Annotated in this window: 12 protein-coding genes; 7 read left to right on the top strand and 5 right to left on the bottom strand. The window is 58.7% G+C overall.

Annotated features, from left to right (window positions below; all coding sequences use genetic code 11):
- Window positions 1-38: 38 nt before the first annotated feature.
- Window positions 39-479 carry a YMGG-like glycine zipper-containing protein gene (locus PQQ51_RS16060; RefSeq protein WP_408497774.1) on the top strand — a complete coding sequence of 147 codons (441 nt, stop codon included), beginning with the start codon at window positions 39-41 and terminating at the stop codon, window positions 477-479.
- Window positions 480-563: 84 nt separating this feature from the next.
- Here the strand turns inward: PQQ51_RS16060 and PQQ51_RS16055 are convergent, their stop codons facing one another.
- Window positions 564-1,538, bottom strand: coding sequence for a LysR family transcriptional regulator (locus tag PQQ51_RS16055; RefSeq protein WP_408497773.1), 975 nt, complete (start codon window positions 1,536-1,538; stop codon window positions 564-566).
- Between the two features lie 116 nt (window positions 1,539-1,654).
- Between PQQ51_RS16055 and PQQ51_RS16050 the strand changes: the two genes are divergently transcribed.
- Window positions 1,655-2,512 carry an oxidoreductase gene (locus tag PQQ51_RS16050; protein ID WP_408497772.1) on the top strand — a complete coding sequence of 286 codons (858 nt, stop codon included), beginning with the start codon at window positions 1,655-1,657 and terminating at the stop codon, window positions 2,510-2,512.
- A 181-nt stretch (window positions 2,513-2,693) separates the two neighbouring features.
- Entirely contained in the window at window positions 2,694-4,610 is a 1,917-nt protein-coding gene (locus PQQ51_RS16045; RefSeq protein WP_408497771.1) for an NHL repeat-containing protein, read from the top strand.
- Window positions 4,611-4,643: 33 nt separating this feature from the next.
- Here PQQ51_RS16045 and PQQ51_RS16040 read toward each other — a convergent pair whose 3' ends face one another.
- Window positions 4,644-5,822 carry an acyltransferase family protein gene (locus PQQ51_RS16040; RefSeq protein WP_408497770.1) on the bottom strand — a complete coding sequence of 393 codons (1,179 nt, stop codon included), beginning with the start codon at window positions 5,820-5,822 and terminating at the stop codon, window positions 4,644-4,646.
- A gap of 514 nt (window positions 5,823-6,336) precedes the next feature.
- On the opposite strand from PQQ51_RS16040, the gene PQQ51_RS16035 reads away from it, so the two are divergent.
- Window positions 6,337-7,470, top strand: coding sequence for a porin (locus PQQ51_RS16035; protein WP_408497769.1), 1,134 nt, complete (start codon window positions 6,337-6,339; stop codon window positions 7,468-7,470).
- 123 nt (window positions 7,471-7,593) lie between these two features.
- On the opposite strand, the gene PQQ51_RS16030 is transcribed toward PQQ51_RS16035, so the two are convergent.
- Window positions 7,594-8,790 carry a porin gene (locus PQQ51_RS16030; protein ID WP_494478654.1) on the bottom strand — a complete coding sequence of 399 codons (1,197 nt, stop codon included), beginning with the start codon at window positions 8,788-8,790 and terminating at the stop codon, window positions 7,594-7,596.
- A 516-nt stretch (window positions 8,791-9,306) separates the two neighbouring features.
- Between PQQ51_RS16030 and PQQ51_RS16025 the strand changes: the two genes are divergently transcribed.
- Window positions 9,307-9,717, top strand: coding sequence for a RidA family protein (locus tag PQQ51_RS16025; RefSeq protein ID WP_408497766.1), 411 nt, complete (start codon window positions 9,307-9,309; stop codon window positions 9,715-9,717).
- A 103-nt stretch (window positions 9,718-9,820) separates the two neighbouring features.
- Here PQQ51_RS16025 and PQQ51_RS16020 read toward each other — a convergent pair whose 3' ends face one another.
- Complete coding sequence (locus PQQ51_RS16020; protein ID WP_408497765.1) at window positions 9,821-10,711, bottom strand: SDR family oxidoreductase; 891 nt, start codon at window positions 10,709-10,711, stop codon at window positions 9,821-9,823.
- Between the two features lie 98 nt (window positions 10,712-10,809).
- Here PQQ51_RS16020 and PQQ51_RS16015 point away from each other — a divergent pair, with 98 nt between their 5' ends.
- Complete coding sequence (locus tag PQQ51_RS16015) at window positions 10,810-11,697, top strand: helix-turn-helix transcriptional regulator (RefSeq protein ID WP_408497764.1); 888 nt, start codon at window positions 10,810-10,812, stop codon at window positions 11,695-11,697.
- A gap of 6 nt (window positions 11,698-11,703) precedes the next feature.
- Here PQQ51_RS16015 and gstA read toward each other — a convergent pair whose 3' ends face one another.
- Window positions 11,704-12,339, bottom strand: a complete 636-nt coding sequence (gene gstA / locus PQQ51_RS16010) for a glutathione transferase GstA (RefSeq protein WP_408497763.1) — start codon at window positions 12,337-12,339, stop codon at window positions 11,704-11,706.
- A 133-nt stretch (window positions 12,340-12,472) separates the two neighbouring features.
- Between gstA and PQQ51_RS16005 the strand changes: the two genes are divergently transcribed.
- Complete coding sequence (locus tag PQQ51_RS16005) at window positions 12,473-12,814, top strand: winged helix-turn-helix transcriptional regulator (protein WP_408497762.1); 342 nt, start codon at window positions 12,473-12,475, stop codon at window positions 12,812-12,814.
- The last annotated feature ends 12 nt before the right edge of the window (window positions 12,815-12,826 follow it).

Below are 12,826 nucleotides of genomic sequence, written 5' to 3'. Positions count from 1 at the left end.
CTATACTCAGCACCGTCTCAAAAACGAAAGAGCTTGATATGTCGAAGAAAATCGTCCAGATGCTTGCCATTGCAGCGCTCAGCGCCGCAACGTCGTTGCCCGCCGTGGCCAGCGATATGAACAACATGCTTGGCGGCGCGCTCGGCGGCGTGGCCGGCGCGGCGCTCGGTGGCGCGGTAGGCGGAAGCACCGGCGCGGTGATCGGCGGTGCGGTCGGCGGCGGCGCAGGCGGCGCGGTCACATCGAACCGGCGCGAACGCTCGGGCGCCATCATCGGCGGCGCGCTGGGCGGCGGCGCCGGCACAGCGGCCGGCAATGCGATGGGCGGCCGCTCCGGCGGACTCATCGGCGCAGCGCTCGGCGGTGGCGCGGGCTCCGCGCTCGGCGGCAACATGTCGCGCTCCAACTCCTACTCCGACGACTACTCGCGCGGCTACCGCTCGGGCAAGCGTCATCACCGGCATCGTCGTTACGACTAGGCGACGCATTCAACGTGTGAGCGCGCCTGCGATTGGCCCCGGTTCATCGATGCAAAGCATGGCCAGGCGCGTCACGCGATCGGCTTAGCCTCGCGTGCGACGCTTGCGCGTCCCTCCCGTTTTCAACGTTGCCGCACGAAGCTCGGCGGGCTCGAGATAGAACTGCTTGTTGCCCGCCAGACGCGCCACCATGAAGTCGATAAACGTCCTCACGCGCAGTGGCTGTTCAGTTCGATGGCGATAGTAGATATAGATGGCTTCGCGCTGCGTGACATGCTCCACAAGCAGCGGCACGAGCTGGCCGCGCCTCACATGCGCGGTCGCTGAAAAGCTGCCGAGTTGACCGACTGCGAGACCGGCAAGCACGGCTTGCGTTTCGGCGTCGGTATCGTTCGTACATAACGTGGCAGCGACGTCGCGATAAACGATCTCGTCGCCGATCAGAAATTCCCACGGTGCCTGTTTGCCGGTATTCGCTCGCCGATAGCCGGTGCAATGGTGCGCGTCGAGTTCTTCGATGCTTTGCGGCGCGCCATGCCGTTCGATATACGCTGGCGACGCACAGACGATCAATTGAATCGGCAGCAGCCGCCGCGCGATCGTGCCGCCCGACGGCGGCGAACCGCCGCGAAAACCGACATCGGCGCGATCGTTCACGAGGTCCGTGAAGTGGTCGTCGAACTGCACATCCAGTTGCACATTCGGATGCAATTCGGCGAACTCGAGAAAAGCCGGCCACAACACAGTCACGCCCATCGCTCGCGGCGCACTCACTCTCAGCGGCCCGGCGATTTCTTCTTTCGAGCGCCGCGCATCGTCCAGCGCCGACGACAGAATCGCCAACGCCGGCTTCACGCTGTCCAGCAAACCCTGCCCTTCCTCGGTCAGGCTCAACTTGCGGGTGGTGCGGTGAAACAGCCGAACGCCCAGCTCCTTCTCCAGTTGCATCACCGCATGGCTCGCGGCCTGCGGCGAGATGCCCTGATCGACAGCCGCCTTGCGCAGACTGCCCAATGCCGCGGCTCTGACGAATATCGTGATCGCGCGAACTTCGTTCATCGCCGCTCCGATTAGCAAATAAAAGTTGATTATCAGTCTAGCAAGCAGCGGCTAGTTTGCGCGAATCGCGCGCCCTACCATTCGTTCACCTTCACTCGAAACGTAGGAGCAACACCATGGCCGACCTCAGGAACAACAGCTTCAAGCGTGTGTGGTTCATTACCGGCGCATCGCGCGGCTTCGGCGCGCTGATCGCCCAGGCCGCGCTCGCCGACGGCAACGCGGTGGTCGCCGCCGGCCGCAACATCTCGGCGATCGTTGAACGACTCGGCGATTCACCCGCACTGCTGCCCGTGGCGCTCGACGTCACGAACGAAACGCAGGCGAAGGCCGCGGTTCAAGCCGCGCTCGATAAATTCGGCCGGATCGACGTGCTGGTCAATAACGCGGGTTTCGGTTTGCTCGGCGCGATCGAGGAATCCAGCGACGCCGATGTCCGTCACCTGTACGACACCAACGTATTCGGTTTGCTGAACGTCACGCGCGCGGTGCTGCCGACCCTGCGCGCGCAGCGAGCCGGGCATGTGATCAATCTCTCGTCGATCGGCGGTTATCGGGCGGCCGCGGGGTTCGGTGCGTACAGTTCGACCAAGTTCGCCGTTGAAGGCTTGACCGAAGCACTGCGAGCCGAACTGAAGCCGCTCGGCATTCACGCAACGGTCGTCGAGCCGGGCTACTTCCGCACGGACTTTCTGGATGCATCGTCGCTAACGGTTGCACGCGAAGTCATTGCCGACTACGACGAAACGTCGGGACACGTTCGCCGCGTCGCTGCCGGGATGAATCACAATCAGCCGGGCGATCCCGAGAAGCTTGCAGCGGCGATGATCGAACTGGTCGACGCGTCTACGCCGCCACTGCGATTGCCGCTCGGCACCGATACGCTGAAAGCTATTGCGGACAAGAACGCTTATGTCACGCAAGAAACAGAAATCTGGAAAGTGCTGTCTGCATCGACGGATTTTCCTGCGTAATTTCTTTTTTATTTTTTATTAGTTTTGTCCGCGCTAATCGAGCGCAATTTATTGCGCCAAATATCCAATTCTATTCCTCGCGCATCAATATTAAGTACTCTTTGAAAAATGCGTGGCGAACTGCATCTCATCCGCTAGGATGGGATGCATCGTCAAATGCATTACGCGGAGAGTACTACTGATGAACAAGAAACGAATCCATGCTGCATTGCTAGGCGCAGTACTCGCAATAGTGACAACGGCGTGTCATGCGCAATACACCACGGACTGGCTCGCAAATACTTTCGGCACGCTTGCCGCTCACGTCGGCAATGCGGCACGCTCGATGTGGGTCGCGCCTGAAGGCGTGATCTATACATCGTCGCTGTGGGATGAAAACGAGGGCGGTGTCGCGATATACCAGAACGGTGCAAGCGCCGGCTCGATCGGTATCAACAGCGAGTTTCAGGGCAGCGCGATCACCGGCAATGCGACGTCGATCTTCGCAGCACTTCAGTACAGCAATTCGTACGGTTCAGGCGCGGTGGGCAGATATAACCGCGTGACCAAAAAACGCGATCTGCTGATCCCCGTCAGCACCTGGAATGCGGTGCGTCGCGGCGACGTGATCACCGGACTCGCAACCGCCGGCTCGCTTCTCTATGCGAGCGACTTTTTCGGCAATCGCGTGCGTGTCTATACGACCGACGGCGTCTGGCAACAAGACATCAACATAGCGAGTCCGGGCGCACTCACCGTAGATAGTGCGGGCAATCTTTGGGTCGCTCAGCAGAACGCGGCCACCATCGCTGAATTCAGTTCGGCCGGCGCGCCGCTGAACACGATTCAGATGCCGGCCGCGTCGCGACCGTCCGCGCTGTATTTCGATGCGTTGTCCGGACAACTCATGGTCGGCGATCAAGGTCCCGACATGAACATCAAGCTCTACAACATTGCAGGAACACCGACACAGGTCGGCACTTTCGGTATTCAGGGCGGCTATCTCGACACCACCGCCGGCGTCAAAGGACAGGTCGGCGATAAACGCTTCACGCGCGTCGCCGGTATCGGTAGAGACGCCACTGGCAATCTGTACGTGCTCAACAACCCTTGGGGCGGCGGTTGGGATCTCGGCCGCAACGGCGGCACCGACCTTCATGCGTACGACAACGCCGGCAATCTTCGCTGGAAACTTCAATCGCTGAACTTCGAGGCGGTCGCCGCACCGGACCCGGCGACCGACGGCGCGTATTTCTACAGCGGCACCAACATCTATACCGGCACGGCGGGCGGCACCTTCGTTGCGAACACCGTGAATCCATTCGACTACCCGGACGACCCGCGACTGAACGTCAACGATACCCAGCGCGATGAGCACTTCGGCCAGTTGGTTAATGTTGGCGGCAACCGGATTCTGGTGGCGTCCGGTCAGAACCCGGCGATCTTCTACTTCTACCATTTCAATGCAGCGAATGGGTACATCGCGATTCCGGACGGGTCGATTCCCGGACCCGCGTTCAATACGACCCGCTCGATCACGGGCGGCTTCTGCATCGATAGCAGAGGGGACGTGTGGGCCGGTCTGGATCGAACCAACCAGATTTACCACTACCCACTCACGGGTTTCGACGGCACCGGCAAGCCGATATGGGGCCCCGGCGTCACCACGTCCATTCCACAAAGTATCCGGCCGCTGACGCGCATCATCTACCTGCCGGAAAGCGACACGATGATTCTCGCGCAGGGCATCGCCGGGAGCTGGGACTGGACGGCGATGCAATCGCGGATCGAGGTGTATCACGGCTGGAGCGCCGGCAATACCACGAAGCCCGATCCTGTGATCAACCTCACGAGTGTCAATCCGAAATCGATCACGGCGGCCGGCAACTACCTGTTCGTCGGTTATGTACATACCGTGCCCAACATCGATGCGTTCAATCTCACCAACGGTCATCTCGACAACACGTTGATCAATTCGAGTCCAGGCACGGTGGATGTCGGCAACGACGTGGATTCGATGTACGGCCTGAGAGCGTATCAGCGATCCACTGGCGAATACGTGGTCACGAAAGACAACTACAACGGCTCGAGCATCGTCGTGTATCGCTGGACGCCGTAACGCATTCGCCGGCGCGCTCGCTCGCCTCGACGTTCAGGCGACGGGCGCGACCGGCGCATCCGGCGTGTATTTGCGCAGTCGCTGGGAAAGCAGATGCGAAGGCTTTTCGATCAGCCGGTAGAACGCGTAACTGATCGCGAACGCCAAGGCTACTTGCACGAACCACGCAAAGCGGGATGCCCCGTCGAAGCCGATTACTTCCAACAACGACAACGCCGTCTTGTGGCAAAGATATAGGCTATACGACCACGCACCGAATGCAGCAAGCTTCGACCATACGCGCGATTGAGACGGCGTCGCCGTTTCCGCGGCAATCCATATTGCCGCGAGAAACTGGAATAGCGGAAGCGTGATATCCGGCGTGATCTGCGGCACGAACGCCGGTTTGAGATTGGATCCGGACAACAGAATCATGATGAGCGCGCCTGCCGCGACCACCGTCACTCTCAATGCGACGAGATGATCGGCGAAAAGGCGCGTGCTGCGATCGAGACCTTGACTGATCGCCATGGTCAACGGCGAATACGCGCCGCGCACCTGGAATCGCGCCGCATTGCGCTGCGATTCAGCGATCAGACAACCCGAAATCCACCCTGCGGCGTAAAGCAATGCGGTGCCCGGCACGCGATACGTCTCGATCACGCAGTGACGGCAAACCGGTTGACCGAACAGGCGCACCACGGCCACCATCACGCCGGCCGCGACGACACAGCCGACGATGATCTCGCCGATATAACGAAGCCGCGCGCGCAACAACGGATAGAGCGCGTAATACACCATCTCGCAGTAGAGCGACCAGAGCACCGACTCCAGATAGTTTTGCCCGGTCGGCAAAGGCTGGACGAGACAAAGCAGCACGACGAGCGGCAAGCCGATGCGAATGAAGCGGGACGCGTAATAATTGATCGGCTTGAGCGTTACATCCTTTTGATAAGCGTTGTGGATGCAATAGCCGGAAATGACAAAGAACACGATGACCGCGGCCGGGCCCGCAAATAGCGCGGTCGACGCGGACCACAACGCGCCGCCCAGAAAGCCCAGCTTGTGAGGCAAAAGCTCTTTGAACGCGGGCGGCTTGAAGTGATACATCAAGACCCATACGGCCGCGAGAAAGCGGATCGCGTCGATCTTCAGCGACTTGTTTACGGACGCGGACGCGGACGTCGACGGTGAAGTCGACCGGGATGCGGACTGATTCAAGGTGGTCGCCATTCTTCCGCCCCCTTTCTTTTTAGGCTGAAGGGGATGGTACCGTTTGAACTTGAGACAAAAATCGAAAAAAAAGCGGAAATTAATCGCGTTTGGCGGACGGCAGTTCGTTCGACTTCGCGTGCCATGTCGACCGCCTCGTAGAACGGCGCTTCATTTCCGAATGCCAACCTGACTAACCCGGCCAGGTCGTCATTCCCAAACGGGTGCATTCAGCGCAGACTTCTGCTTGCGAATGTCTGCGCGCACCATTCAATTCTCCCCGTTGTAATCCACCGCCGTTTACAGAATCTTTGCGAGAAGTACCCAACTCTTTTGATGAAACCGCTACACCAGTCCTCATAAAATCGTCGCTTTGACGCCGAAGCGGACTCAAAGAGCGGTCTGCCTCAGCAACACCGTAGCCTTCGTCGAATACACGTATTGAGCAAACGGAAGACCGTCACTCAGGTCCCGTTCCAAACACGCGCTCATACATTCTGTCTTCTCGTCGGAGCACTTCCTGGAGTATGAATCAATGAACAAGAACATCGTCGGGGCAGCCGTTTTGTCCACTTTCGCTATGGCGGCACACGCGCAAAGCAGCGTCACCCTCTATGGCCTGATCGACGCGGGCATCGTTTATACGAGCAATCAGGGCGGCAGCAGCGCGTGGCAGGAACAAAGCAGCATGCTGTCGAACGAGGTATGGGGCCTCAAGGGCAGCGAAGATCTGGGCGGTGGCCTGAATGCGATCTTCCGCCTGGAGAACGGCTTCAATCTTCAGAACGGCAAGACCACCTACTCGGGCACGATGTTCGGCCGCCAGGCTTACGTCGGCATACAGAGCGATAAATACGGCACGTTGACGCTCGGCAGGCAGTATGACGCCGTAGTCGATAATCTCGGCCCGATCGCGTTGGCCAACAACGGCGACGGCAATAACCTCGCCGCCCATCCGTTCGACAACGACAACGTCGACGACTCGTTTTACATCAACAACTCGGTCAAGTATGTGAGCCCGACGTATCAGGGCCTGCAAGGCGAAGCGTTGTACGGCTTCAGCAATGCGGCCGGCGGCTTCGCGAATAATCGCGCCTATAGCTTCGGCGTGACCTATACCAACGGTCCGATCAACCTGGCGGCCGCCTACCTCCAGTTGAACAACGGTGCGTTCTCCGGCAGCGGAGCGCTTTCGAACAATGACTTCGTCAGCTTCCCCACCACGCGGCAACGCGTGATGGGTGCGGGCGGCAGCTACACGATCGGACCGGCTGTGGTCGGCCTGCTGTGGACGCATACGCTGTTCGACAACACGCAGCCCGGCGCGAACTCTGTGATCTTGCAGCCAACCGACTCGCTTCACTTCGATAACTATGAAGTCAACCTGCACTACACGCTGACCCCGGCTCTCTCGCTCGCCGGCGCGTATACGTTCACCCAGGGCGCGTTCTCCGGCGCCGACGGTTCAGCAGATCCGAAGTGGCACCAGGTGACGTTGATGGCGGACTATTCGTTCAGCAAGCGCACGGACGTCTATGTCGAAGGCGTGTATCAACACACGTATGGCGCTGCCGGCACCGCGTTCGCGGGCGCCTATATCAACGGCCTCGCGCAGTCGTCGACAGGCAATCAGGTAGTAGGAACGGTCGGCATCCGCACGCGCTTCTAACCGACGCTGTAGATAGTAGAAGTCAAAAAGAGTCGTCGACTTTGCAGTCGACGACTCTTTTTTTGTACCGCAATCACAGCGCTACTCACGCAACCGGTCGCCCGAAAGCGACCGGTACTTCGATTAGAAGCGGTGCGTCATGCCGACAATAGCGGCGAGCTGGTGGTTGTTACCCGAGTACGAGCTGCCGCTCAGGTCAGCCACAGCCGACTTGCCCGTCGAATCCACACCCGAAGCCGTTTCGAAGAAGCCGATCGCGTAGAACGACGTGCGCTTCGACAGCGAGTAGATCGCGCCCAGGTTGAACTGGTTGTACTTCGCGCTGCCCACGTTATCCGCACCGCTGTTATGCGTGTAGATGTACGCGGCATCCAGTTGCAGCGCCGGGTTCAGTTGGTACTTCACGTTGACTTCGCCCGAATTGAACGTCGCGGTGCCGCCTGCGTACTTCGGAGCAGCGATCTGGCCAACTGCGTTGACCGAACCCAGGTTCTGGAATTGCGTATTCGAATACAGCAGACCAACAGTCGCCGGACCGAATGCATACGAACCGCCCGCCACGATGATCTGTTGCGAACCGGCCGACGCATAGCCGCCGTAAATCTTGTTGTTCATGTTGTTGTTCGCGCCGGTAACAGCGGTCGACGGCGTCGACGAATTGCCCTGGTTACCATACGTCGCGTAATACGGGTCCTTGACGAACGTATAGCCAGCGCCGAGGGCCAGCGGGCCGTTCGTGTACGACAGTGCTGCGTCGATCACTTCGTTTTGCGTGGTGTTGCCAGCCACGCCGCCCAGGCTGTACATCACGCCTGCTTGCAAGCCACGGTAGTTCGGGCTCAAGTACTTGATCGAGTTCTGAACGCGGTTCGACGTATCGACGTTGTCGACGTCGGCCGCGCGCGTGCCGTAGCCCAGACCCGAAGCCGCCCAGTCAGCACCGGATGCGAACGACGAGGTCAGATCGTTGCTGACCGAGTATTGACGGCCGGCCGTAACCGTACCGAATTGCTTGCTGCTCAAACCGACGAAAGCCTTACGACCGAACAGAAGGCCGCCCTGGCTCAGCGAGCCAGTGCCGGTCGTGAAGCCGTTTTCAAGGGTGAAAATCGCCGACAGACCGCCGCCCAGATCTTCCGAACCCTTCAGGCCGAAACGCGACGACGTGCCTTGCGACAGCGCGTACAGGTGCGCGTTCTTGACGTTGTTGTTGAACAGAAGGCCCGTATCGACGATGCCGTACAGCGTCACGCTGCTTTGCGCGTGCGCTACGCCACCAACTGCGCTCAGGGCGAGGAAAGCAACCAAGGTCTTTTTCAGTTTCATCACTTTTTCACTTTATTTGAGTAGGGATCTATCGCTCACAGGTGAGCGTGATCCCATTGATTGTGGTGGCACGGTGCAAGTATCGTCAGTAACACGACGTAAGACACATGCTCCGGCCAACCCGCTGCGAGCAAGAACGAACAAAATGCCGCTCCCACACATTCCCGTACGCGTCAAAAAACTAACGCTGCTGGCGTGATACGTTGTCGCGCCAAGTCGAAGTCCGGCAAAAATAGCCGATGCGGAATGGATTTGGGAGAGAAAATTTTGCCGTGTCTCGTACGTGCAACAAGAGCGAAAATCGTTCGAATATTTCGCGATGTCTTTATGCGAAATTGTCACAAAGGAACGGTAGGCATAAGCGACTACAACGACACGATCGCTACAATTCGGTGCAAATAGGATGGCGAGCAGATCGTGACGTCACTCGCTGTAGTTGAAATTTCAACTATACTTACAGGATCTTTCATACTATTTCACTGTATTTCACTGGCACGAAGGAAAGATTGCATGACCGACCGGGAAATCATTGTCCCCGATGGAATGGAGCAGATCGTTGAACGCGCGGGCTACGTGCCGGCCGTCAAGGTAGGAACAACGGTGTACTGCGCTGGGCAAGTGGGCCGCACACGCGAGCTCGAGGTCATTCAGGATCCCGAGGCCCAATTCATCGCGTGTTGGGAGAACCTGAAGACGCTTCTCGATGCGTCAGGCTGCACGTTCGAAGACGTTGTCGACATGACGACCTATCACGTGCAAATGAGTCAGCACATGCCAATCTTTCGCGACGTGAAGAACCGCGTTTTTCCTCGCGGCAAATGCGCGTGGACAGCAATCGGCGTATCGGAGCTTGCGCATCCAGGCTTGCTGGTGGAGATCAAATGTGTGGCGATACAGCGAAGTGCGGCTGACAAATTGTAATCATCCGTTATCGGATTGAGTCAGTGCTGACTCGGACGCTCTCGCTTATAAAAGCGCTCAACGTCCGAGTACTTCACACGCCGCAACTTATCGCCACGAAAAACTATTCGGCGTAACGCGCTTCGTCGAGATCGGCAATCAGCGTCGGCCCCGTCGGATGCCAGTCGAGGCGCGCCTGTGTCCACGCGCTCGAAGCCGCCATATCCAGACCCACGAACATCGCCAGCCATCCGAAATGCGCGGCAGCTTCTTCCTGCGCGATCGAAACGACCGGCAAGTTCAAACCACGGCCAAGCGACTCGGCGATCTCGCGACTACTCACACCTTCTTCGCCGACCGCGTGATAACGCGCGCCCCGCTCGCCGGCTTCCACTGCGAGCCGATAAAGACGCGCGACGTCGGAGAGGTGACCGGCCGGCCAGCGATTAAGGCCCTCACCCACATACGCCACGACGCCTTTCTCGCGTGCAACGTCGATAAGCGGTGAAATGAGTCCCTGCCTGAACGGGTTGTGAACCTGCGGCAAGCGCATGACGGACACATTGATGCCCGCTTCCAGCAGCGCATTCCCGGCCAACTCGGACGCAATGCGCGGATTCGGGTGACGCGTATTGAACACGCTTTCAAGTGCCGCTTCGCCGTGTTGACCGCTACCCATGCCGGTCCCCGACGTAATGAGCAACGGCCGAGCGGAGCCGGCAAGTGCGGAGCCGAGCGCCGAAATCGCACGCTTGTCCTTTTCGCAGTTCTCGACGAATTTCGAAAAATCGTGATCGAAGGCGGTATGAACGACTGCGTCGGCTTGCGCGGCGCCGCTGCGCAAGCTGTCGAGATCCTCCAGCGTGCCGCGATGCACTTCGGCGCCGGCATCGATAAGCGCTTGCGCTCCCGCGTCCGAACGGGTCATGCCGAGTACCTGATGACCGGCCTTGATCAATTCCGGAACGACGGCCGAACCGATGAAACCGGTCGCGCCCGTTAGAAAGATACGCATGGTGAAGCCTCCTGGGTCGTGAAGCATTCACTATCGGATCATTTTTTATCCCGTTAAAGTAGTGATCTCATCATAGTAAAACGACTAACAGGGTCATCATGTCAGTCAATCCAGCCGTATCGTCCATCTCGCTCGGCGATTTTCTGAAAAGCCGCCGAACCCGTCTCGACCCGGCGAGCTTCGGATTTTCCGGACGCAGGCGGACACCGGGGCTGCGTCGCGAAGAGGTGGCGCAGCGTGCCCATATCAGTCCGACCTGGTACACCTGGCTCGAACAGGGACGTGGGGGCGCACCTTCAGCGGAAGTGCTGGAGCGTATCTCCGGCGCGCTGATGCTGACCGATGCGGAACGCGAACATCTTTTCATGCTGGGGCTCGGGCGGCCGCCCGAAGTGCGCTACAAGTCCGTCGACGGCATCAATCCGCGGCTGCAACGCCTGCTCGATTCACTCGATGCGAGCCCGGCACTCATCAAGACCGCTACCTGGGATGTCGTCGCGTGGAACCATGCTGCGGCCGTGGTGCTGACTGACTACAGCACGCTGCCGGTCGGCCAGCGCAATATTCTCCAATTCCTGTTCCGTAACCCCGCGGTTCGTGCGAAACAGCACGATTGGGAAAGCGTCGCGCGTTTCGTGGTGGGCACGTTCAGAGCAGATGTCGCTCGGGCCGGCCTCGCATCCGAGGTCAGCGAGCTCGTGAGCGAGTTGCGCTCCGCCAGCGCGGAATTCGACGCGCTGTGGCAGGACAACGAGGTGCTGAGTCATGGCGATGGAGACGGGCTGAAGCGCTTGCAGCATCCGAAGCTCGGGCCGATCGCACTGGAATACTCGGCATTTTCCGTCGATGGCCGGCCGGACCTGGGCATGATCGTCTATACACCGGTCGACCACGAACTCGCGCAGCGGATCAGAGTGCTCGTCGAGCAGTATCGTCGCGAGAACGTGGACGGGAATGCACAGGAAGAAGATCTACGGCTCAAGTGAGCTGATTCAATTGCCGGGCAGCCCGTCGGCATTCAGCACTCGTTGAACCGCGGGTCTTGCCTTCACACGTTCGTACCACGTCTGGATGTGAGTGTGCCGGGTGAAGTCGATATCGGCGTTATAGACAGATTTCATCCATGCAGCTTTTCCCCAGCCTGTTAGCGCGAAAAGATAAGCATCGGCGACGGTGAAAACATCTCCCATCAAAAACTGCTTGCCGGCCAACTGCCGGTCGATCCATTCATATCTTCTGTCGAGTTTCGGTCGCGCCGTATCGAACCATTTCCCCGCGGCCACTGCATAGAGCAACGGGATAAAGCCTTTATGAACTTCAGAGGTCAGAAAGTTGAGCCATTCGAGCAACCGATAGCGTTCCATCGTGCCGTGTGCGGGTATCAATTCCGATTCGGGACGTTGATCGGCGAGATACTGTGCGATCACCGGTCCTTCGCGCAGGAAGGTTCCGTCATCCAGTTTCAGGAGCGGCACGTAGCCTAGCTCGGTGAGATCGTAGTAGTCAGTACCGTCTTCCAATACGTGTTTGCGGGCGTCGACCTGGATGATTTCCGCCTGGAGTCCCGTCTCCTGCAAGACGATGCAAACCGCTTGCGAACAACTGCCCGGTGCGTGATATAGCTTCATGCATTCTCCTCGTCATCGAAAACGTGTTTCGCCGTTTCCATAGCGCGGACGCTAATATCGCTCAGCAAGGATAGAAAGAGAAGAACGCAGAAGTTTGTGTTATAGGTACAAAAAATATACTTAAGCCAGGACTATGAAGACGAGCGCGACAGGATGTTCGATTGAAGAAGCGATGCGTTTATTGGGTGGACGCTGGCGTTTGCTCCTGGTGTCGTATTTGCTGGACGGCCCGAAACGCTTCAACGATCTGCGCAGAGATGTTCCCGAAATCTCGCAACGAATGTTGACGCTCGATTTGCGAGCACTCGAACAGGCAGGCCTGATTCGACGCACGGTCTTCGCCGAAGTGCCGGTGAAAGTGGAGTACGAGCTCACTGCGGACGGAGAAAGGCTGAAGCCCGTGGTCGAAGTCATGCGGGATTTCGGACTTTGGCTCAAGGCGCGGCCTGAACTTGCAACACCTGTCCAGCACTAACCAGAGAGAACA

The sequence above is a fragment of the Paraburkholderia xenovorans genome, from assembly GCF_046030735.1.
Taxonomy (GTDB): Bacteria; Pseudomonadota; Gammaproteobacteria; order Burkholderiales; family Burkholderiaceae; genus Paraburkholderia; species Paraburkholderia xenovorans_A.
This window is presented reverse-complemented; position numbering and strand designations above follow the sequence as displayed.